This is a genomic window from Micromonospora sp. H61, assembly GCF_018070325.1.
Lineage (GTDB): Bacteria > Actinomycetota > Actinomycetes > Mycobacteriales > Micromonosporaceae > Micromonospora > Micromonospora salmantinae.
In genome coordinates, this window is the sequence record NZ_JAGPXY010000001.1 from 47,381 (window position 1) to 68,737 (window position 21,357).

At 69.0% G+C, this 21,357-nt stretch carries 20 protein-coding genes; 7 read left to right on the forward strand and 13 right to left on the reverse strand.

Annotated elements, in window-relative coordinates; translation table 11 throughout:
- The first annotated feature begins 40 nt into the window (after window positions 1–40).
- Window positions 41–949 (forward strand): GNAT family N-acetyltransferase, encoded by a 909-nt coding sequence (locus KBX08_RS00235; RefSeq protein ID WP_210780465.1) that lies wholly within the window; start codon window positions 41–43, stop codon window positions 947–949.
- Window positions 949–1,410, forward strand: a complete 462-nt coding sequence (locus tag KBX08_RS00240; protein ID WP_210780466.1) for a barstar family protein — start codon at window positions 949–951, stop codon at window positions 1,408–1,410. Before KBX08_RS00235 ends, KBX08_RS00240 begins: the two co-directional genes overlap by 1 nt.
- Window positions 1,411–1,464: 54 nt before the next feature.
- Here the strand turns inward: KBX08_RS00240 and KBX08_RS00245 are convergent, their stop codons facing one another.
- The 3 genes from KBX08_RS00245 to KBX08_RS00255 all read right to left on the reverse strand — a co-directional run bounded on the left by KBX08_RS00245 (window position 1,465) and on the right by KBX08_RS00255 (window position 4,180).
- Window positions 1,465–1,815, reverse strand: coding sequence for a hypothetical protein (locus tag KBX08_RS00245; protein ID WP_210780467.1), 351 nt, complete (start codon window positions 1,813–1,815; stop codon window positions 1,465–1,467).
- A gap of 611 nt (window positions 1,816–2,426) precedes the next feature.
- Entirely contained in the window at window positions 2,427–3,029 is a 603-nt protein-coding gene (locus tag KBX08_RS00250) for a DNA-binding response regulator (protein ID WP_210780468.1), read from the reverse strand.
- Window positions 3,029–4,180, reverse strand: a complete 1,152-nt coding sequence (locus tag KBX08_RS00255; protein ID WP_210780469.1) for a sensor histidine kinase — start codon at window positions 4,178–4,180, stop codon at window positions 3,029–3,031. The genes KBX08_RS00250 and KBX08_RS00255 overlap by 1 nt, the downstream gene beginning before the upstream one ends.
- 107 nt (window positions 4,181–4,287) lie before the next feature.
- Between KBX08_RS00255 and KBX08_RS00260 the strand changes: the two genes are divergently transcribed.
- The 3 genes from KBX08_RS00260 to KBX08_RS00270 are packed head-to-tail and all read left to right on the forward strand — an operon-like array spanning window position 4,288 to window position 6,592.
- Window positions 4,288–5,169 (forward strand): ABC transporter ATP-binding protein, encoded by an 882-nt coding sequence (locus KBX08_RS00260; protein WP_210780470.1) that lies wholly within the window; start codon window positions 4,288–4,290, stop codon window positions 5,167–5,169.
- A gap of 26 nt (window positions 5,170–5,195) precedes the next feature.
- Entirely contained in the window at window positions 5,196–5,915 is a 720-nt protein-coding gene (locus KBX08_RS00265; RefSeq protein ID WP_210780471.1) for an ABC transporter permease, read from the forward strand.
- Window positions 5,912–6,592, forward strand: a complete 681-nt coding sequence (locus tag KBX08_RS00270; protein WP_210780472.1) for a GPP34 family phosphoprotein — start codon at window positions 5,912–5,914, stop codon at window positions 6,590–6,592. The genes KBX08_RS00265 and KBX08_RS00270 overlap by 4 nt, the downstream gene beginning before the upstream one ends.
- A 309-nt stretch (window positions 6,593–6,901) precedes the next feature.
- Here KBX08_RS00270 and KBX08_RS00275 read toward each other — a convergent pair whose 3' ends face one another.
- Window positions 6,902–8,104, reverse strand: coding sequence for a low temperature requirement protein A (locus KBX08_RS00275; RefSeq protein ID WP_210780473.1), 1,203 nt, complete (start codon window positions 8,102–8,104; stop codon window positions 6,902–6,904).
- Window positions 8,105–8,367: 263 nt separating this feature from the next.
- On the opposite strand from KBX08_RS00275, the gene KBX08_RS00280 reads away from it, so the two are divergent.
- Entirely contained in the window at window positions 8,368–9,453 is a 1,086-nt protein-coding gene (locus tag KBX08_RS00280; RefSeq protein ID WP_210780474.1) for a hypothetical protein, read from the forward strand.
- Window positions 9,454–9,646: 193 nt separating this feature from the next.
- On the opposite strand, the gene KBX08_RS00285 is transcribed toward KBX08_RS00280, so the two are convergent.
- The 4 genes from KBX08_RS00285 to KBX08_RS00300 all read right to left on the reverse strand — a co-directional run bounded on the left by KBX08_RS00285 (window position 9,647) and on the right by KBX08_RS00300 (window position 12,976).
- Window positions 9,647–10,189 carry a hypothetical protein gene (locus KBX08_RS00285; RefSeq protein WP_210780475.1) on the reverse strand — a complete coding sequence of 181 codons (543 nt, stop codon included), beginning with the start codon at window positions 10,187–10,189 and terminating at the stop codon, window positions 9,647–9,649.
- Between the two features lie 184 nt (window positions 10,190–10,373).
- Window positions 10,374–11,198: a helix-turn-helix transcriptional regulator gene (locus KBX08_RS00290; RefSeq protein ID WP_210780476.1), complete on the reverse strand. Its 825-nt coding sequence runs from the start codon at window positions 11,196–11,198 to the stop codon at window positions 10,374–10,376.
- Between the two features lie 106 nt (window positions 11,199–11,304).
- The gene (locus KBX08_RS00295) at window positions 11,305–11,658 is read right to left on the reverse strand and encodes a hypothetical protein (protein WP_210780477.1); all 354 of its coding nucleotides are present in this window, start codon (window positions 11,656–11,658) and stop codon (window positions 11,305–11,307) included.
- Between the two features lie 124 nt (window positions 11,659–11,782).
- A complete protein-coding gene (locus KBX08_RS00300) occupies window positions 11,783–12,976 on the reverse strand; it encodes a glycosyltransferase family 4 protein (protein ID WP_210780478.1) in 1,194 nt (397 codons plus the stop codon).
- Window positions 12,977–13,044: 68 nt separating this feature from the next.
- On the opposite strand from KBX08_RS00300, the gene KBX08_RS00305 reads away from it, so the two are divergent.
- Window positions 13,045–14,769 (forward strand): hypothetical protein, encoded by a 1,725-nt coding sequence (locus KBX08_RS00305; RefSeq protein WP_210780479.1) that lies wholly within the window; start codon window positions 13,045–13,047, stop codon window positions 14,767–14,769.
- Window positions 14,770–14,982: 213 nt separating this feature from the next.
- Here the strand turns inward: KBX08_RS00305 and KBX08_RS00310 are convergent, their stop codons facing one another.
- From KBX08_RS00310 to KBX08_RS00330, 5 genes are all read right to left on the reverse strand, one after another.
- Complete coding sequence (locus KBX08_RS00310) at window positions 14,983–16,878, reverse strand: CocE/NonD family hydrolase (protein ID WP_210780480.1); 1,896 nt, start codon at window positions 16,876–16,878, stop codon at window positions 14,983–14,985.
- A gap of 129 nt (window positions 16,879–17,007) precedes the next feature.
- Window positions 17,008–17,586, reverse strand: a complete 579-nt coding sequence (locus KBX08_RS00315) for a TlpA disulfide reductase family protein (RefSeq protein WP_210780481.1) — start codon at window positions 17,584–17,586, stop codon at window positions 17,008–17,010.
- Window positions 17,583–18,017, reverse strand: coding sequence for a hypothetical protein (locus KBX08_RS00320; RefSeq protein WP_210780482.1), 435 nt, complete (start codon window positions 18,015–18,017; stop codon window positions 17,583–17,585). Before KBX08_RS00320 ends, KBX08_RS00315 begins: the two co-directional genes overlap by 4 nt.
- 85 nt (window positions 18,018–18,102) lie before the next feature.
- Window positions 18,103–20,148: a M6 family metalloprotease domain-containing protein gene (locus tag KBX08_RS00325; protein WP_238689788.1), complete on the reverse strand. Its 2,046-nt coding sequence runs from the start codon at window positions 20,146–20,148 to the stop codon at window positions 18,103–18,105.
- 178 nt (window positions 20,149–20,326) lie between these two features.
- On the reverse strand, window positions 20,327–21,244 hold the full coding sequence (locus KBX08_RS00330; RefSeq protein ID WP_210780483.1) for a dihydrodipicolinate synthase family protein: 918 nt from the start codon (window positions 21,242–21,244) through the stop codon (window positions 20,327–20,329).
- Window positions 21,245–21,357 lie beyond the last annotated feature (113 nt).

A 21,357-nucleotide genomic window follows, 5' to 3' on the forward strand; every position in this document is an offset into this window, starting at 1 on the left:
TTCCGGTGTCGATCTGGTAGGCGGTGGCTAGCGTACGCGGATGAGCACTGTCCCGAGGACCGGACTGCGGCTGCGGTTTCACACCGATCCGGGCGAGTTCCTGGCCGCTGCGGGTGACTACCTGGGTGCCGATCCGGTCGTCAGCACTGTCGTGACCACCATCGCGCACCGGCTGTTGTCGCAGCGGGCCGAGGGGATCCCGCAGCCCGACCACAACTGGTGGTTGGTGGTCAGCGACGACTCCGGCACCGTGGTCGGTGCCGGGATGCGCTCGGCGCCGTATGCCCCCTATCCGCCGTTCCTGCTGCCCATGCCCGATGAGGCGGCCGTTGCGCTGGCCCACGCCCTGCACGAGCGCGGAGAGGAGGTCCTCGCGGTCAACGGGGCGCTGCCTGCCGCTGAGGTGTGCGCCTCCGCGCTGGCCCGGCTCGGCGGGGGTGAAGTCCGGGTCAACCAGCACACACGGCTGCACGAGCTCGGCGAGCTGACGTGGCCGCCTCCGGTGCCGGGCCGCTTGGTGACCGCGACCGAGGACGACGCGGTACTTGTCACGCAGTGGCTAGCCGCGTTCATGGGCGACGCCGACGAACAGGCGGGCCGCCCGCGCGGTACGAGTGCGCACGAAGCGCCCGACCACGCGGAGGTGCTGCGTCGGATCGGAGCCGGACGGCTGTGGTTCTGGGTCGACGAGGCCGGGGAGCCGGTGCACCTCACCGGCGCCAACCCACAGTCGTTCGGGGTGGCCCGGTTGGGCCCGGTGTACACACCGCCGGCCCAGCGGGGGCGCGGTTGGGCCAGCAACGCGGTAGCCGAGATTTCCCGCCAAATCCGGGCCGAGGGCGCGCGGGTCTGCCTGTTCACCGACCAGGCCAACCCGACGTCGAACAAGATCTACGCCGCCCTCGGCTACCGGCCGGTCGTCGACATGGCCAACCTGGTCATCGTGTGATGGGCATCTGGTGGAACGGCGCCACCGATCAGATCGTGGTCTGTTCGCGTAGTGCGCAGGTCGAGTTGGCGGCGGTGTTACCAGCAGCGGGCCGGTTCGTCGTCGCCCGGCTCGACGGAGAGAGGATGACGGACGCGGACCACACCTTCTACGAGTTCTCCGACGCGCTGCTCTTTCCCGGCTACTTCGGTTGGAACTGGGACGCGTTGTCCGATTGTCTCCGTGATCTGCACTGGTTGCCTGCGGACGGGTATCTCATCCTCGTCGAGAACCCGACTCGGGTGCTCTCGAGTAGTGCCGCGGATCGGCACACGCTGTTCCAGATCCTGGCGCAGGCCGTTCATCACTGGGCGAGCCCGTTCGGCCAGCCAGAGTTCGCTGTGCTGCTGCTCTGTGACCGCGACGACGAGGCGACTCTGCTGCGGCAGGAGATCGCCGCCGCGGTCCACAAGCGGCGGTGAAACCGTCGACGCCGCCGGCCATCCGCTCCCCCAACGCTCGGACGTGGCTACGCCTCACCGAGACGGGTTCCCTGATCGTCGGCCGTAGGAAACGGTCGTCCCAACCAGCAGCACTGCTCCTGCGAAGAAGTAGGTGTTGATTCCGATGCCGGTCCAGAACTCGCCCGTGGAGATGTCCGCCACCCCCACGAAACCTCCGCGACGGATACCGCTGACCATCAGAAGATTTTCGACCATTCCTGGAGCACCCCGGATGACGAGCAGGATGCTGCCGAACAACAGTGGCGTCAGAAGTAGCCACCGGGGACGACGTCGAGCCGGCGGGCGGACTGTGGCCAGAACGACGGCTGCTCCGATGGTCGACATCGAGATGAGCACCACGTTGAAGATCACGTAGGCCCTCATGCCCCACGGTCCATCACCGGTTGGATCAGGCCCGGGGAAGAACACCAGGATCACGTGGGACACCACAAAGAAGATCAACCAAGCCAAGGCGCCGTACGCCCAGCGACGACTTCTGAAAGCGGGCATACCAGCACTCTCGCCAAGCCAACACCCTGGCGCCTCCCTCCCTGGGCCGGTTTCACTCCCTCAGGAGAGCGAGGTGCGGGAGCGATACATGCTGCTACCGGGGTGCCACTCTCGGCATGATTCTCCGTTCGCCGGTGGCGGCCATCGAGTGCATGGCGCTCGCCGGCGGTCCGCCAGACGGCGACGGAGTCATACGACTGATCCAGTGATATTCACCCATGTTTGCTGTGGACATCGGAGGCTCTGGTACTGCATGCCGTTGTGACGTCAGGACCGTCTTTGGGAGACGGCTCTCCCGCGGTCCGCACGTTCGTCCCGCAGCGAACGTTCGGCATTCCCCGCTGGGGGCGTACGTCCACCGTAGATGGCCGATGCCGCACACGACGTCCCGCGTTTGACAACCGGGCTCGCCGCTCGTGCAGCCAGACCAGCACCACCATGGCGACGTGGAAGGCAACCGGTGCCGCGATCGCCGCTTTGGCCGTCTACAGCCAGTCGTGTTCGCGGGCGTAGCGGGCCGCTTCGTGGCGGGTCCGGGTCTGGGTCTTGCGCATCGCGTTGGAGAGGTAGTTGCGGACGGTGCCCGGAGCGAGGTGGAGCCGAGCGGCGATGTCGGCGACCGAGTAGCCCTCGCCGGTGACCCGCAGGACGTCGGCTTCACGGTCGGTGAGGGGGGAGTCCTCGGTGACGGCGAGCACTGACACGTCCGGATCGATCCAGCGTTTCCCCGAGTGCAGGGTGGCGATGACCGAGGTGATGTGGGCTGGCTCGGCGGACTTGCTGACGAAGCCCTGGACGCCGAGCTTCAGCGCCTTGCGCAGCACTCCGGGGCGGGCGTGCCGGGTCAGCATGAGGATCACCTGCTCCGGCCGCTCACGGCGGATCTCGGCGACCGCGCCCAGGCCGTCCACGCCCGGCATCTCCAGGTCGATGACCAGCACGTCGGGCCGGTGCCGCAGGGTGGCATCGATCGCCGACCGACCGTCCTGCGCCTCGGCGAGAACGATGATGTCGCCCTCCATCGGCAGCAGCGCGGCCAGGGCCGTGCGCAGCAGCGCCTCGTCGTCGGCGAGCACGATGGTGGTCATCAGTCGTCCTTCCCGGTGACCGTCGGGGCCACGTCGGCCCGAGCGGGTGGGAAGACAGCGGCGGTCAGGAACCGCCCGTCCTTCTGTTCGACGGTCAGCTCACCCCCGTCGCCCGCCACCCGTTGCCTCAGTGTCGCCAGCCCCCTGAGCTCGGGCGTCGTGCTGGCGGTCACGCCGTCGTTGACGATGGTGATGCCCGACGCGGCGAGCGTGATCTGCACCTGGGTGGCCTGCGCGTGCCGCAGGATGTTGGTGGTCGTCTCCCGCAGCACCTGCCCGAGCAGTTCGCTGGCGCGGGCATCGACCTCGGCCTCCCGGGTGACCCGGACCCGGATGCCGGCGGCCTCGAACAGGTTCTTCGCGTTTTCGATCTCGGCGGTGAGGTTGAGCCGCCGTTGCGCGTAGGCCAGTTCCTTGGTCTGCGCGATGGTGTCGCTGACCAACGTGTACGTCTCCCGCAGCTCCTTCTCCGCCCGAGCGGTGTCGCGGAGCAGCAGTCGCTGGGCCAGGGCGATCTTCAGCTTGACCACGTGCAGGGTGTGGCCCTGGATGTCGTGCAGGTCGCTGGCGAACCGTACGCGCTCCCGGACCACCGCCAGCTCCGCCTCGCGTTCCCGAGTTTGTTCGAGCTCCCGGATGAGGTCGTAGAACCGCTCGCCCACCACCGTGAAGACCGTCACGACGACGGTGAGAACGGTCGGGATGAGAACGTAGGTGACCAGCACTCCACCGATGTCGTCCCGCTGCACCAGCAGCCGCGCCGCGCCGACGGCGGCGACGTAGGTGAACAGCCCGGCCATCGTCAGAGCCCGATGCCGTCGCACCTCGCGCAGGGCAAGCGAACCTACGGCGCAGACACCCCAGTAGGCGTTGGGGCTGCCGGTCACCAGGACCCCGAGGGGCCAGACCGCTGCCGCCACGACCAGGCAGGGCAGCGCGACCCGGGCGAGGTCGTTCGCCGTCCACCGTTCGAAGGCCACCACTGCCGCCACGGCCCCCGGCGCCAGGACGACGATGTGCCACCAGGTACGCGCGTCGGTCCAGAGCAGGACCACCGCGGCGAACACCACCGGCGGCAGTGACGTGGCCAGGTTGAGCCGGCGCAGCCTTCCCTGCGTCGACTCGGTGAAGCGCGGCGATCTCCCGGTCACCACCTCAGTATCCGGCAGCCAGGGGCCACGACCAGTGACACCACGTCACATGCGGTGATGACGTGGTGCCACTGACGGGTCGGCCGGGTCCGCGCTGTCATTGGTGCATGTCCACCACACCCGTCATCGAAGTCGACCGGCTGAACCTCACCTACGGCGACTTCCACGCCGTCAAGGACCTCTCCTTCGAGGTACGACCCGGAGAGCTCTACGCCCTGCTGGGCACCAACGGAGCCGGCAAGACCTCGACCCTGGAGGTTGTCGAGGGACACCGGAGGCCAACCTCGGGCACCGTTCGCGTCTTCGGGCGCAGCCCCGACGACCGGCGAGCGGTACGTCCCCGAATGGGTGTCATGCTCCAGGAGAGCGGATTCTCCCCGGACCTCACCGTTCGTGAGTCCGTCGGTCTGGTCGGTCGGCTCACCCGACGCACCGACGACGTCGACCGGGTGCTCGACCTGGTCGACCTCACCGGCCGATCCGGCCGCAAGGTGTCGCAGCTGTCCGGCGGAGAGAAACGGCGCCTGGACTTCGCCACCGCGGTCTACGGCACCCCGGAGCTGATCTTCCTGGACGAGCCGACCACCGGCCTCGACATCCAGTCCCGCGACGCCGTCTGGGCGACTGTTGACCGGCTCCGGGAGAACGGGGCGACCATCGTGCTCACCACGCACTACCTGGAGGAGGCACAACAGCGCGCGGACCGGATCGGGCTGATGCACGAGGGCGCCTTCCACCGGGAAGGCACCGTCTCCGAGCTGACCCGCACCCTGCCCGCGGTCATCCGCTTCTCCCTTCCGGTGCCGGCGCCGGCGCTGCCGGTGCGGGCCGCCGTCGACGCGGACGGGAAGGTCGTGGTCGAGACCTTCGAGCTGCAGAAGGACCTGCACCTCCTGCTCGGCTGGGCGCAGGACCACGCCGTGGAGCTGCAGGACCTGGCGGCAGGGCCGACCCGGCTCGACGACGTCTTCCGCGCCATCAACAGTTGATTCGATCTTCCGCGAGGAGCCTCACCGTGTTGTCCATCGCGTCCAGCGAGCTGATCCAGATCTTCCGCAACCGGCTGGTGCTGATCACCAGCCTCATCATCCCGGTCGCGGTCTGTGTGTTCTTCGTCCGTCAGCACGAGACCTACGCCGCCATCGGGAGCCTCGGCTACATCGCCGCGATCGTCACGTTCACAGTGGCTGCGTTCGGGCTCTACGCCACCGCCGTCACCACCCTGGCGTCGCGGCGACAGAATCTCTTCCTCAAGCGGCTGCGCTCCACCGCCGAAGGCGACGCCGGCATCCTCGCCGGCCTGCTGCTGCCCGTGGTCGTCCTCGCCGGGGTGCAGGTGAGCGCGATCCTGACCGCCCTGGCCGTGGTCGCCGGCGGACCGGCGAACATCGCCCTGCTGGTGGTGGCGGTCCTCGCGACAGTGGCCATGATGATCGGCCTGGCGCTGGCCACGGCCGGGCTGACGAACTCCCCCGAACACGCCCAGGTCACCACCCTGCCCGTTACTCTCGGGGTGATCGCCATGGCCAGCTGGGTGGGCATCACCGGCACCGAGAACCTCGCCTGGCTCAAGCGGCTGCTGCCCGGCGGCGCCGCCACCGAACTGACAATGAACGCCTGGAACGGCGGCGTCGCCGTGACCGACTCCCTGCTCCTGCTCGCGCCCACGCTCGGCTGGGTCGTCGTCGCCGTCGCTCTGGCCACCCGACTCTTCCGCTGGGAGCCCCGCCGATGACCACCGAACCCCTGTCGGACGCGCCGACCCTGGTGGAAGACCTCCTGCTGCTCCTGTTCCAACCCAGGTCCGGGACCATCGCGGGAGAGAACACCCTTTTCTACGTCCTCGGCGGAGCCGTTCTCGCGGACCTCGCCCTCGGCGACCATCTGACCGCGGCGGACCGGGGGCGGCTCAGGAGCGTGGCGGGTCACCCACCGTCGGATGGCCTCCTACGCCCGGCGTGGGACTACCTCGCCGAGAAACCGAGGGGGGTGCAGACGGCCCTGGCCGCTATCGGTCCCGCCCTGCGTCAGCCGGTGCTGGAGCGGCTCATCGCACGAGGCGACATCGACCAGGAGCCCCGTAAGGTGCTCGGCCTGTTCCGGACGACGGCCCTGCGGGAGGGCAGGACCGAACGACGGTCCCGCCTACTCGCCGACGTTCGGCAGGTTCTCGTGGACGGCGCGGAGCCGCAGGCCCGTGTCGCCGCGCTCGCGGCGCTGCTCTCGGCGAGCGGAACGCTCCCGCAGTTCGACCGCGAGATCCCGTGGACGTCATCGGTGATCAGCCGGGCCAAGGAACTCGAGCGAGGCAACTGGGGTGCCGACGCCGCGTCGGCAGCCGTGACCCGCACCGTGACTGCCACCGTCGTCAACAGCGCCATCGCGGCCATCACAGTGCTTCCTCGAAGCTAGGGCGCGCGAGACCAGACCGGTCCAGTCATTGTCAGCCGGGCTACACACCCTTGCCTCTGACATCCAGGTTCGGGCCGCCGGGGTGGCGCGCATCGACCACATGCTCCGGTCCGGACTCGTCCGGGCGCTCAACGGCAATCTGCCCCTCCCGTAGGTGATGGGATTGGAGGCCGCCGGTGACGTGCTCGCGGTCGGCGCCGGCGTCACCGGCATCGCGGTGGGCGACGCGGTGTTCGGGTTCGCGCTCAGCGGTGCCGGCGGCCTCCGTACGACCGCCGGACGTGTGCGGGTCGGTGGAAGTTTCTACGCTCACTGCCTGGAGTTGGCCGGGTGCGGTCGTTCGGGCGGTTTCCCCTTGGCGTGGACGGCGTCGGAAGCGGCGATGCCGGCGAGGACGATGACGGCGGTGACGGCCACGGCCAGCGGCGGCAAAAAGATCATGAGCGGCGACGCGCCGGCAAGCGTCAGAGCGCCGACGATCCGAGAGCGGGACACCCGGGCGAACACGGCATGTTCCAACAAGGCTCGCCCGATCAGGAAGAGCATCGGTCCGCCGAGGACAACGAGGATCCACGCCGCGTTGGTGTGCCCGAACGGATGTTCGATCACGATCTCGTATCCGACGGCAACGGCGACGATCCCGGCCACCATGAGTACGTGCGCGAGAAAAGCCTCCCGAATGAGGTGCGCGGGCCGCGCGGCGGCTCTGATGGCTTCGGGCAACAACTGACCCGACCTGAAGACGTAGACGCGAAACAGCAGCACAGTGGTGATGAATGAAACCGCGAAGGCTGCTGCGGCTCCGCCGTGCCGGAACGACGTGTCGCTGTAGGCCGAGCCGGTCGTCAAAATCAGTTCACCGAGAGCGATGATGAAGAATTGTCGGTAGCGCTCGGACAGGTATTCGGCCAGGACGGGCCACTGCCGTTGGGTGGGGCGGGACCACGGCGCGGGATAGAACAGCAGCAGTGCCGCGCCGTCGATGGCGATCGCGAGCGTCCACAACAGGCTGCGGGCCAGGTCCGTCACGATCGCGCCGGCGATCCACGGCACTGCCGACAGCGTGAACCAGAAGAACACCCCGGCCGCTCGGCGCTGAGCCTCGTGGCCGCGCAACATCGGGACGATGATCAGCCCACGGATGATGTGGACGGCGACGTACGCGCCAGCGAAGGCCAGACTTCTGTCACCGAACGCGTGCGGCACCGCGACCGCCATCACCAGCGCGCCGAGCATGGCCGTGTAGACCAGCACCTGAAGTTGCGGCCGCTGCGGATCGTAGAGGTCGGTGACCCACGCCGTGACGAACCACAGCACCATGAAGGCCAGCAGCAACAGCAGCGTCTCGCCGACGTCGATGAGGACGACGCGCTGCTCGGTAAGCTCCTCGACCAGCCGCTGTGAGACCCGATTGAGGGCAAAGATGAAGACCAGGTCGAAGAAGAGTTCCAGAAGGCTCGGCCGCTGCGGTTGCCCGGGTTTTCGAAGCAGCGCTGCTGCCCTTGTCGACATGGGCCGCCCATTCCTGCCGGCTTCGCCTATCCGGGTATTGGTACCACGCCGCGCGGGTCGTCGAGTCGATACCCGAAGAATGCCGGTGGACCGCACACCTTTCGACGGCAGCAGGCCCGAGGCCCCCCATGGACTCGCACTGCTCAGAAGTTCGGTTACGAGTAGCGGACAGCCGACACCAGAGCGCGATGTAGCCGACTGTGACCATCAGATCACTACGCGCACACTCCTCTCCGACATGTTCCCGTCGACTGGAGGAACAGATGCGTCTCCGATCGTTAGTCACCACGGCACTGGCCGCCGTCCTGGCCGTCGGCGCACTCGCGCCGCCGGCGCCGGCAGCGGCGGCCACCGCCGACCGCTGGGGCTTCGCGTACGTCAAGGACCCGACCGTGCCGGCCTGGACGGTGCTGGACACCAGCCGGCAGTGGGGTAGCTGGAAGACCGCGTTCCCGGCCGCCTGGGCCGACGGCATCAAGCTCGCGCCCGGCCGTTTCCAGGTCCGCTTCCCGCAGATCGGTGCCAGCTCACGGGGTGTGCCGCACGTGACCCCGGTGAACCGGACCGGTCACTACTGCGAGGTGGTCCGCTGGTTCCAGTCCGGCGCCGACGAGATCGTCGACGTGCAGTGCCACAAGCCGGGCGGTACGCGCGACGACACCCCGTTCACAGTGCTCTGGACGACCAGCTCGGGTGTGCTGCCCGCCGCTACTGCCCACGCGTACGTGCAGTGGAGCAGCGGGCTGGTGGCGCAGTCGTACAACTCCACCGGCGTCGTGAACACTGTCGGGCCGCTGGGCGTCGGGCAGTACCTGGTGCGGCTGCCCGGGGTGGGGTTGGCCGGTCTGCTCGCCGGCAACGTGCAGGTCACCGCCGTGCAGCCGAACGCCGGCCCTCGCCGCTGCAAGGTCTACTCCTGGAGTGCGGTCGGCACCGGCGTGCAGGTGTACGTCTTCTGCTACGACCAGGCAGGCGCGTTCATCAACACCGACTTCGTCCTCTCGTACCACCGTCGGCGGCCGGTGATCGGCTCCCTCGGCCCGCCCTCGTACTTCGGCTACCTGGGTACCGCCGTCGGCGGGCCGACCAACGACAACTCGGTGCTCGGCGTCGGCGCGAACACTGTGGCACCGCTGGCGCCCGCCGGCCGCTACCTGGCGACCTTCCCGCAGGTCGGCCTCAAGGAGACGCACGCCCAGGTGGTGGCGCAGGGCACCGGTAGCAACTACTGCCACCTCACCCAACCCTGGCCGTACACCACAAACGCCGACGTCGACGTCATCTGCTTCGACAACGCCGGCGTCGTCACCCCGCACCGCTTCCTGGCCACCTTCACCTCCCGGCTCTGACGTCGGGCCGCGCCGGTGGTGGCGGTTTCCGCTGCTGCCGGCGCGGTCAAGGGCCAGCACTCGTGGTAAGTCCGCTGAGTCTTCGGGATCCGGCGGACCCGAGTGTCTAGAACCCGGTGCCTTGCGCAGCCCGCCTGGTTTGTTCATCGAAGCGTCGCGATGCCGAGGCCACAGTCAATTCGTGGCCGCCAGATCATCGTCCTGCCAACTCAAGACACCCACGACAATCTTCCCGTTCGGACCAGCTTCGTCGCTTCAGGTCGGCCGGCTCCAACCGGGCCTGGTCGAACTCTGTGCGCACCGCCATCCGGAACTGCCAGATCGCCTCGGCGAACTCGTGGTATGCGCGGTGGTACTCCCCCGACGAGAGCGTCACGCCGGATCGGATCGCGTTCCGCACCCCGATCAACCCCTGGTAGGCCATCTCCCCGGCTTTGACGATCTCTTTGGTACCGGCGACGAGTAGACGTTCTCGCGCGGTAAACACGTTCGACTCGTGGACAACGCGGCTGGCGGAACGGAGACCGTGTGACGGGTCCTCGCCGCTTTGGGCGATCTCCCGGAGCGCGCTGTGGGCTGTGTCGAGCGCCACGGCAAAGTCCAGGTAATAGCCGATGCGCTCCCCCTCACGGCCGCGTCGACGTTCGGCACGGTTGTGCTGTACCTCGACGCTCACCGCACTGGCGAGGGCAATAGCGGCTCCGCAGATCGCACCGACGAATGGTATCCATTCCACGTCTTCAGTCTCCGCCGACGATGTCCGGCCCACCATGTGTTCCTGTCTCCGGTATGACTGGGGTCAGGAAACACCGGCGGAGGGTGTTGCCGGAATCGTGGCCGGATTACCGTGTATCCAGACGACACAGAGACCCGCCTTACTGGCCTCTCTGCGCGTCGCCCAATGCCGTCACCACCGGGTCTTACGCGGAGGGAAATCCCTGCTGCTCACAGTCGCGGCACCGTTCACGGTCCGACCAGTCTCGCCGGCCGATCGCATCCGGGGTCAACGGCGACTGCCCCAGGTCGGCCCGCAAAGCCATCCGGAAGGTCCACAGCGCCTCGGCGAACGGGTGGTAGACCTGATGGTAGGCCGCCTCCTCTAAACGCGCCCCGGTCCGGATCGCGTCCCGAACCGCGATGAGCCGCAGGAACGCCGCTTCGGCCGCGCTCACCAACGGCACGGTGCCCAGCACGAGGAGCCGCTCACGGAGCGCGTACACCCGTGCGTCATGGAGCACGTCATTGGCTGGGTCACGTCGGGCCGAGGGCGGCAGGTCGGCACGGGCGACGGCGCGCAGGGCATTGTGCGCTTCGTCGAGAGCGAGCATGAACGCGACGGCAGTGCCCGACGAAACCGGCAGCTCAGCCTCGGCGAATGGCTCGTCGGTGCGGTGCTGAGATGTCGCGACGTCGCGGCGACGCTGGCGAGGCAACCCGAGCGGCGCCTCCCGCGCGGGATCGCGTGGCTCCGTCCGTTCGGGCGGGTGCGGGTCACGCGGCTGCGTCCGCGCAAGCTTGGCCAACGCGCCGCCGGTCCCAAGCGCCTCGTCGCAACGCTCCGCCAACTGGATGTTGCCCGGTGCGCGGCCTGTCTCCACCTTGCTGAGATAGCCGCGGCTGTAGTTGACTTTTCGAGCGAGCCCGGAAAGAGACAGCCCGGCGGCCTTACGGCGTCGGCGGAGGCACTCTCCCAGCCGTTCTACGGTGTCGTTAGGCGGTTCGAATTCCTCGTCGCGCGCGGCCATCATGGCGCAGCGTCGCCTTGGCAGGACACATCGTAACTGTATCAAGGTCGACCTTCGTACGGCGGTGGTCCGGCGGCGGGAGGTGACGGCCGGACCACCGCCACGATCAGCACACGGGCGTCGACACCTGGGCCGCGACCAGCGAGGAGTGGATGAAGCCGCCCGTCGGGGCACTCACCCTGAACCAGCGGTTGGACGCGTAGTTGGAACTCGGCGGGTAGACCCACTGGGTATCGGTCCAGCAGACCATCGTGACGGACGTGCCGTTGCCGTAGTACCCGTTGGACGAGCACCCGGTGTTGGCGCAGCTTCGGATGTTGGCACCTCCGGAGTTCGAACTGATGTATGGACCGGCGGCGGATGCCGGCACACTCGTCGCCGCCACGAGTGCCCCGGCCGCACCGACGATCGCGGTCATCCGCCCGAGACGGCGGCGGAAGGCAACCCTGGTTTCTGACATCGCGCACTCTCCTCTGCACTCTGGGCTGGTAGGAGGACCAGCCGACTGCCATGAGCGTCAACCGTCCGAACCTCTTTCCGGAACGTGTTTCCTGTTGCATCCGACAGGAGGAGACAGCGCACGTTCATCTCCGCTGAAGCCTGGCCGCCCGGATCGCGGATCCGAGCGTCGCGACCGTCGCTGACCAGGAGAAGCGGTGGAGCAGCCGCTCGCGCAGGCGGTGGATCTCGGCGAAGGCGGTGGGCAGGTCGTCCAATACTCGCTGCACCGCCTTTGACCACGTCCGAATATCGCGGTCACGGTCGTCGGTGATGTCAACGATCAAACTGTCAGCGGAGGCGCCCAGTTGTTCCCGCAGCAACTCCGCCAGCCCGCTCTGCGCGCTGACGAGGATCGGGGTGCCCACCGCGAGCGCCTCCCACGCCGCCAGACCGAAGCCTTCAGCCCGGGAAGGCATCAGGCACAGCGCTGCACGCCGAAGGTCCCGGCGCACCGCCACACCGTCCTCCGAGAACGGGCGTACGTCGACTCGGCCTCGGGCCAGGTTGGTAAGGCCGACGAGCGTGGCGCGCACCTGCTCGCACTGCTCGGCTGGGGCGCCGCGAACGTACAGCAGCGGAGCCAGGCGGTCGGGCCTGTGCGGCAGGCTGGCGACAGCGCCAGCCGCGATGTCGAGGCCCTTGAGTTCTATGTCTCCGGTACGACCGAGGACCATCACATTCGCGCGTACCGGAATCCGGCGTGCCCGGTCGAGGGGGTCCGGGTCGAGACCTGGGTCGAGGCGGTGCACAGGGCGACCCCCGTAGCCGTCGTCGAGGAGGTGTGTGGCGTACCGGGCCAGACGGGGCCCCACGCCGACGACGACGTCAGACTGTCCCGCAAGATCAACGGTGTATGCCTCGCGCGCCTCCACCCGGGCAGACGCCTCACCGCTACCCTTGTACGGTTCGATCTCAGCAGGGGCGGTGTGCACTATGTGGACCATCGCGGCGGCACCGAAGTTACGGGCATAGAGCCAGCCGATATGCCCGGTCACGCGGTCATGCCCTACAACGACGTCGGGTTGCCGTGCGACGACCTCAGCAACTGGCAGGTGGAGATCCGGACCCGCAGGCGTGCGGTCGGCGACGAACAGCCGAACGCCATGTCGGGCGGCGTCCGCGCGCTCGGCATCCGTGGCCTGCGCGACAAGGCACAGCACAGCGTCGCCGCACTCGGCGAACGCGACGGCCAGGGCTCGGTTGAGCACGGAGATGCCACCTTTTGCAGGCGACCACTCGTCGCAAACGAACAAGATGGTCAGCGGTGTCTCGGTCATGGCGGCAGCCGACCAGCACAAAAGAATGAATTCAACACCGATCGAATGAAGATCGTTTGGAGTCACTGATGCCGGATGAGGCGGCGTGGCGGACCATGGCCACCGGGCTGGTGACCGTCCGAGACGTCATTCGCAAGGTCAACCGCGGTTGCACCCGATCGGTCGAGCGCGCGGCGCTGGCCAAGGTCGCCGACAGCGCCGCGTTCGTGGGGCTCGGCCCGTCCTCACCGAACCGCGCGAGTTGGATCGTCGGACGCATCCGAGGTTGCCTCCTCGACCTCGAACGCGCCGTCGCCGAGGCAGCCGCGGACCGGGCGATCCGCTGTTGGGCCCGATACATCGACGAGGGCCTGACACCTGTTGAGCTGTACGGCGCGTATCCCCACCTCATCCTGAACGACGTACCCACAGACAGGGCTACTGCCCAACGTCAACGCGTGCAGAGCCTCATGTGGGCTGGCGGCGCACGGGGGGACAAGGATTCCCTCCCGGGCGTCCTGAAACTCGCCGCCGAACTACGCACCGCGCTCTCTACGGATCTACCCGACGGACCCCGAATGGACGCCACGACCTTCGGATACGAGTGGGAGCGCCTCGCTACCGCGGCACCGGATGGCCGTGACCTACTCCAGGTGCTGGCCCGGCTGGCTCCGGGCAACCCGTTCCCGAACTCGCTGCTGCGCGAGGCGGGTGACTGTTTACCCGGCCGCGCCGAGGTCGCATGCGCTTCCCCAGCCGCGCTACGAGAGGCGTACACAGCGCTGCGGACCCGGGGCCTGCTGGACACAGATGGCGATCGCGTATCAGTGCCGGCGAATATCGCCGTCCACGTGAGAGAACAGGTGACGCCTCAGCAGGATGCCCACTGGACCGCTGCCGTGCTGCGTTTCCTCACCCATGCGCTGCGGCCCGACACCCACCACAGCGACTCATGGACGGAGTGGGAGTTCGGGTACCCCCATGTGCTGGCCGTATGCCGGGAGGCGGAGCGGCACCAGGTGCAGTTGAGTGACGTTGCCTACCTACTCGACCGTGCATCGGTGTATGTGCGCGAGGGTGTCGAGGACCCGGACGCGGCGACCGTTCTCGCGGAGCGCGCCGTCGCGATCGCCCTGGCCGTGCAGGATCGCGAGTTGACTGGCGACAGCTTGGGAAATCTGGCACTGGCACACCGGGCCGCCAACCGGATAGCAGATGCCGTCCGTACCTCGACGGAGTCGCTGGACCACGTCGCCGCGACGTACGGCACCGGCTGCGAGACGTACGCCGAGAGCCTTACAGTGCATGCCAACATCCTTGCCGTGGCAGGACGCGCTGCGGACGCCGGCCGGGCTCACGAGCAGGCGGTCGGAATCCTACGGACGTTGTACGGGACATGTTCGACGGACCACATTCGTGGGCTGCTGGTCGAGGCTCTCAACGACCACGCGGGACACCTGTTTACCAGCGGTGCGCCTACCGCTGCCGCTCGGGAGCTGCTAGATGAGGCGAACAAGCTGGTGCGACGCGGCGATTACGGCTGGACGCAGATCACGTTGAACCTCGCCCGGGCATGCCGCGCGGCCGGTGATCTGCGTGAGGCACGCGACTACCTCGAATCTCTGCGGGAATACTGCGTCAAGACCAGACTCAGTGGGTCGACCACCCACGTGTGCACAGTGGTGGACCTGGCCGAAATCTACAGCGATCTGGGCGACCCCCGCGCCGCCGCCACGTTGCGCGAGGCACACCGCCTTGACAACGCGCTGGCAAACGCCTTGGATCGGCCGCTGCGCCACGGCCGGAGCAGGTGAGACACGCCAGAGCGACCCGGCGTCCGACCACCAGGTGTCCCATGACCCACACGCCGAGCCCCTGACCAGCGCCGCCAGACCCGAGCAGCATCCCGGCGAAGTTCGTCGGGTGTCGACAGCGAGACGGCCCGGCGATCGTCGGCCCTCCGCGGAGGGTTGATCGCCGGGCCGTCCCGGTGGCGAGCCGTGCGCGGCGGCCCGCCGGTCAGCCGGTCAGAGGCCGGCGGCGTGCGCGGCGGCGGTGCCGCCGACCACAGGTAGGACGATGTTGCTGCTCTTCAGCGCGACCTGCAGGTTCGCGGCGGTGGTGTCGGCCTGGCTGGAGTACTGCGGGTAGCTGGCCACGATGATGACGCCGATCCGGTGGCCGGGCTTGAAGACGTAGTCCTCCGGCAGCAGCGGGAAGCTGAAGTTGTACGACTCCCCCTGCACGAGCGGCACGGCGACGCGGATCGACTGCCGGTTCTGAGCGTCCATGATGCCCTTGGTGACCAGCTCGTAGTCGGCGGTGGCCACCCGCTTCGTGGTCTGCTTGTAGCAGCCGTCGTCGGTGGGGCTGCTCTGGCCCCAGCAGTCCTCGGTGGTCAGGGTGATGATTCCCTCGCCGGAGGCCCGGTGCGCGACCCGCTCGTCGGTGCCGTAGTCGACCAGGATCGCCCCGAGGTTGGTGTCGGGCTGGTCGGCGGAGGCCCGCAGTTGCACTGTGGGTGTGCCGGAGATGTGCAGCGGCGCGGACAGTGGCGCGGAGAGGAAGGCCAGCCGGTTGGGCTGCACCGCGTCCGGGTTGAGGATCATCGTGTTCTGGCTCTGCGTGCGGCTGTCCTGGAACGCCCCGGTCACCGGTTTCGCGGTGGGCACCAGCCCGAGACCGCCCGCGCCCGTGGTGCCGGGCTGCAGGAACACCTCCGTGTCTGCCTTGCCGGGAATCGGCCAGTCGGCGTGGGTCTCCCACGCGTCGGCAGAACGCTCCAGGTCCACCCGCGGCTCGTCCATGATGCCGTTGGCGACGTTCTGCAGCCAGAAGTCGAACCACCGGTGCAGCGTCGACACCCACACCGCGCGGCGCGAGTCGAACGGGTCGACGTGGCCCTCCTGCGACAGCCACAGCTTGCGCGGCACGTTGTTCTCCGCCAGGGCGTACCAGAACTTGCTGAAGTGGTCCGGTCGCACGTTGTCGTCGTTGAGCCCGTGGTAGAGCAGGACGCTGGCGGTGACGTTGGGGACCTTCTTGACGTAGCTGCGCTCGTTCCAGAAGGACGTGTAGTCGCCGTGCTCGTCGCCGTCGGCGGCGCCTATCGCGTCGCGCACCGGCTTGCAGTACTCCCGGCGCTCCGGGTTGGTGACGGTGTTGGCCAGCGAGGACACGTAGCTGTTGCCCCGGGTGACCACGCCGTTGCTCCGCACGTAGTCGTAGTACTCGGTCGGTCCGCTGATGGGCACGACAGTGGTCAGGCCCTTCACGCCGGTCACCGCCGTGGCCATGGCCAGCGAGCCGTCGTACGACTTGCCGATCATCCCCGTCCTGCCGTTGTGCCAGTCCGCCTTGACGACCTCACCGGCGGCGTTGCGGGCGGTGGCCCGGCCGTTGAGCCAGTTGATGGCCTGCTTGGCGCTCAGGTTGTCCTGGTTGGCGTTTGTGGTCGGGCAGCCGGTGGAGTTGTTGGTGCCGACCATGTCCAGCAGGATGACCGCGTAGCCTCGCGGCACGAAGTAGTTGTCGTAGAACAGCGGCCACTTGTCGAGCAGCCCGTCGCCGTCGAGGTCCGCCTTGCACTCGGACTCGTTGCCCCGGCAGACCGTCGAGTAGTAGGGGCTGGCGTCCATCACCACGGGGGCCTTGAGCCCCTGCGCGGTGGCCGCCGGCCGCATCAGGTCGAACGCGATGATGTCGCGCAGACCGTCGTTGTCGCTGTCGAAGGTGGAGTCGATGAACAGGCGTTCCCGGATGGCGTCGGCGTAGCCGAACACCGGCTGGGTGACGCCGTCCTGGACGACGATCGACGGCGGGCCGTCCGCCGCCTGCGCCTGCGGCGCCGCGCCGAGGGCGGCGAGCACAGTCGCGGACAGTACGGCCACTCCTGTGCGCCAGCGCGTTCCCACTGTAGGCATGCAGTCTCCTTGATGTGTCCGAGGCTGCGTACGCTACGAGCCGGTGGCCGGTGCCACCACCTGCACGTGTAGGAACTTCGCCGGGTGTGCTTCGACGTGGGCCGCACCCGAGGTGCCCGCGCGACGGGACTACGGCTGGTCGGCCAGCACCAGCTCCCGCAGCCGCCGGTCGAGTGTCGGGGCGTCCAGCCCACCCGGCCAGCCGCGGAGCAGGGCGCCACCCTTGGCCACCAGCACGACGGTCGGCGGCTCCCGCACCGCGTACGAACGCCAGATCGTCTGCTGGTCGTCCAGGACGACCGGGTACTCCACCCGGTGGGCGCGGAGGTAGTCCTGGACCTCGTCGGCCTGGTCCGCGCCGGCCACGCCGACGAAGACCACCCGGTCCCGATAGCTGCGGGCCAGCTCGCTGAGGGCGGCCTGGCTGCTGGCGCAGGTGGTGCACCAGGAGCTGAAGAAGGTGAGCACCACGGGACGCTGCGCCCACAGTTCGGCGGCGACGAACGGTGTGCCGTCGGTCAGCGTGCCGGTGAACGCCGGGGCGGCCGGCGCGGTGCCGGGCGCCGGGCGCAACGCCAGGTCGGCGGGGACCGGCCCGGGCAGCGCCGCCGCCCCTCCGGCGGGCGCCGGCGCGGGCGCGGGCTCGGGCGTGCTGCATCCGCCCAGCAGCGCCGCCGCCAGCACCAGCGGCAGGAGTGCCCGCCTCATGACGGGACCACCGCCACCAGCGCCGGGCCCTCGCTGCTGTCCGGCGTCAGGTCGAGGGCAGGGCGGCCGTCCACCTCCAGCCGATAGGAGGTCCGCTGCGGCACGCGCACTCCAACGGCGAACTCGCAGTAGGTGGGCAGGCGCTCGACCCCCAGATCCTCGGCGAAGGCGGCCACCGCGGTTCCCGCCGGCAGCTGCCCGCTGGCCAGCGCCGCTCCGTCCGGGTCGAGCACGCGGAACGGCGCCCGGTTGTGGAAGTGCTGGTACGGACCGGTGCCGGCGCAGTCCACTCCCGCGGCCCGGATGTTGATGTCGCGAACCAGGACCCGGACGGTCGTCGGATCGACCGCCTCCTGGGCGGCGCCGACGGTGCCGCAGCCGGTGGCGCCGGCCAGCAGCAGGGGCAGCAGGGGCACGATGCTTCGCCGCACGTCATCCTCCTTCCGTCCGCCTGCCGGGTCCGTGGCGGCCTACCGCCGCGGACCCGGCAGGAACGGGGTCAACCTCGGACGCCGGTCAGGACTTCTCGACCCGGCACTGCTTGGTCACCGTCTTCGTCGGGTCGCTCTCCGAGGTCGCGGTGAGCTTCACGAAACCGGTGTTCGCTGCGGCGGCGGTGGCACCCACCGACACCTTGACCGTGGTGGCCTTGCCGAACTGCGCGGTGGCGAGCTGGTTGGGCAGCCAGGTCCGCCAGCCCTTGCCGGCCACCTCCGCCGACAGGCGGTAGACGTCCGACTTCAGGTACGCGCTGACGTCCTCCGGGTGCTGCTGCCCGCCGGCCGAGTAGGAACCGGTGTTGGTCAGCTCGAACGAGCAGGTCACCCCGCGGTTGGTCGGCTTGCCGCCGCCGCTCACCTCGCCCTTGCCCAGCAGCACGTCGTGGCTGCTCGGCCCGCCGGTGCCGTCGAGCGAACGCACCGCCACCGTGTAGGAGAGCGAGCCGGCCGAGTCCCGCTTGAGGTCGATGATGTAGAAGTGCAGCCGGTTGGCCTCGTCGACGTACTCGTACTGGCTGCCGGTGTCCGCGCCGGCGTGGAACAGCGCGTCGGAGAGCTGCCGGTAGTCACCCATGGTGATCTTCTGCGGGGTGCCGTCGGGCCGGTAGAAGTCGATCATGTCGATGTCCTGCGGGTTGGCGTCCACCACCCACTGAAACGGCGCGCTGTCGGCGTTCTTCGTCTTGCTGACCAGCACGCCACTGTCCGGCGTGAAGGAGTCCGCGCCCATCCGGTCGACGACCTCGACTGTGTAGTTGTTGAAGTTGCCACCGTCGCACAACGGGTCGGTGGTGACGCCGCACGCCGGCGACAGGTCCTTGTTCAGCGCGATGTTCACGCCGCTCAGACCCTTCGGGCCGGCGTCGACCGCCCGGGCCGTGACCTGCGCGACCACCAGGCCCGAGGAGGCCAGCGACTCCCGCGACAGCCGCAGCACGTGCTCCTCACCGAGCAGGCCGATCTTGAGCTTGTCCCGCACCGTGTGCAGCGAGCCCATCGAGCCGCCGTTGGTCGGCGGGATCTGCCAGCGGGTGTGCGGACCGCCCGGGCCGTTGAACGACCCGCGCGACATCATGCTCCAGATCCCGGTGTACGCCCTGCGCAGCGGCTCGCCGTACGGGTTGTTGTAGTTGTCGCCGATGCCCAGCAGATGGGTCAGCTCGTGGGCGTAGACGCCCATGCCGGAACTCTCACCCTGCGTCGAGGAACCGCCGCCGGCGTTCGGCCACAGTGTCGCCGCCGCCTTCCACGAGGTCCAGTCCACGTAGCGGGTCTTCGCCCAGTTCGGCAGGTTGGGGTCCGGCGGGCCCCAGGCGTCCGGCACGTCCTCCTTGTTCTGGAAGATCATCTGCCCGAACTCCTGCCAGGTCGACGACTCGTCCTGACCGGCGCTGAGGATGAACACCAACTCGTACTGGTTGGCGACCTCCTCGCCGACGGCCGCCCGCCAGGCACCCAGGCCGTCGGTACGGATGTTCTTGCCGCACACGTCCCCGCTCGGGCAGGCGCCCGGGTTGAAGCCGTTGTCCAGCCCGTACTGGTAGGACTTGGCTGGCATCTGGTACGGCCCGAACCCGGTGAGGTCGACGCCGTAGCGGCCGTTGGAGTCCTGCATCCAGTACTCGTGCAGGGTGTGGCCCTTGTTGAGCGTGTTCGGGGTGTTCAGGAAGTCCTGGTAGAACTTCGGCACGTCCGCCCGGGGAATGTTTGTCGCGACGGACTGGGGGTTGCCGAAGACCGTCGAGCGGGCCCGCTGGGAGACCGCGAACGTCTCGTCGGGATAGTCGAGCGCCACCAGGGCGATCTTGAAGTTGCGGACCGAGCCGGACACGCTCGGGTCGGCCCAGTTCTTGCCGGGCACGGCCTTGTAGTCGTTCCAGGTCATCGTGTCCGGGTTCTGCCAGGCCTGCGGATCGAGGACCTGGAACGGCGCGGTGCCGCCGGCCGGGTTGGCCGGGGCCGCGGCGGCCTGCGCCGCGCCGGTCGCCACGAGCGTGGTCACCACGGCCGCGGCCAACACGGCCCGCCTCAGCCGGGTGCGATGGGGGGTAGCACGGTGCACGGAACCACCTCTCGTCGGAGGGAACGCGGCGCCGGCGTCCCAATGGGGGTGTGGCGGAACACCTGTCAGCAGGCCGCGCAGCGAATCTAGGAGTACGGGCCGGTGCCGGTCACTGTGCAGATGTCGGCAGGTGGGCCGGCGACTTCCGACACCTGAATGACCGGGGCCCACCCGCGGATCAGCCAGGACCAACCCCGGAAGCCGGATCGGCCGTTGCCGCGAGGGCCCGCAGGACGTCGCGGCGCACCCGGTCGGCGGCAGTCCCGGACAGCGGTCCGCGAGGTGGACGGCACCGCCCCCCGAACCGTCCGGCGCACTCCATGGCGAGCTTGACGGCCTGCACGGCTTCCGGCCGGGAGGCCCAGCCGAGGAGCGGATGCAGCTCGGCGTAGAGCGGCAGCGCCCGGCCCAGGTCGCGGGCGACGCACAGCTCGTACAGGCGCACGGCCTGGCGGGGCAGCGCGTTGGGCAGGGTGGCGACCCATCCGGTGGCGCCACACAGCACCAGTTCGAGCACCACGTCGTCGGCGCCGACCAGCACGTCGACGTGCGGGCAGAGGTCCCGCAGGCGGTGCAATCTGCGTACGTCGCCGGTGACCTCCTTGACCGCGACGATCCCGTCGATCTCGGCGACGGTCGCCAACAGGTCCGGGGTGAGGTCCAGCCGGGTGTCGTACGGGTCGTTGTGGGCGACCACCGGCAGGCCGACCGCCGCCACCTCCCGGTAGTGGGCGACCACGTCGGCGGTGCGGGCGGCGGGTCCGTCGGGTGGCAGCGCGAGCACGCCGTGGGCGCCGGCCCCGGCGGCCTGCTCGGCCCAACGGCGGGCCTGCCTGCTGCCGTAGCCACCGACGCCCGGCACCACCGCGCAGCCGGACGGCGCGGCCTGCACCGTCGCCCTCACCACGGCGGCCCGCTCGTCGTCGGAGAGGGCTCGGTTCTCCCCCATCGACACGCACGGCACGACCCCGTCGCACCCCTCGGCGGCGAGCCAACGGACATGGTCCTGGAGTTTGTCGAAGTCGACCGACAGGTCGGCGCGAAACGGCGTGGTGATGGCGACCAGCACGCCCCGCCAGGGCCTACCAGCTCCCACTCGGCAATCCCCCGCTCGTCATCCCACCCGCACCGTGCACGCCGGTGCTGGTGCGGTCCGTACCGGAACCCTAGGAACGCCTGTCGCCCCCGGTCTTCGGACAGATGCCGGAA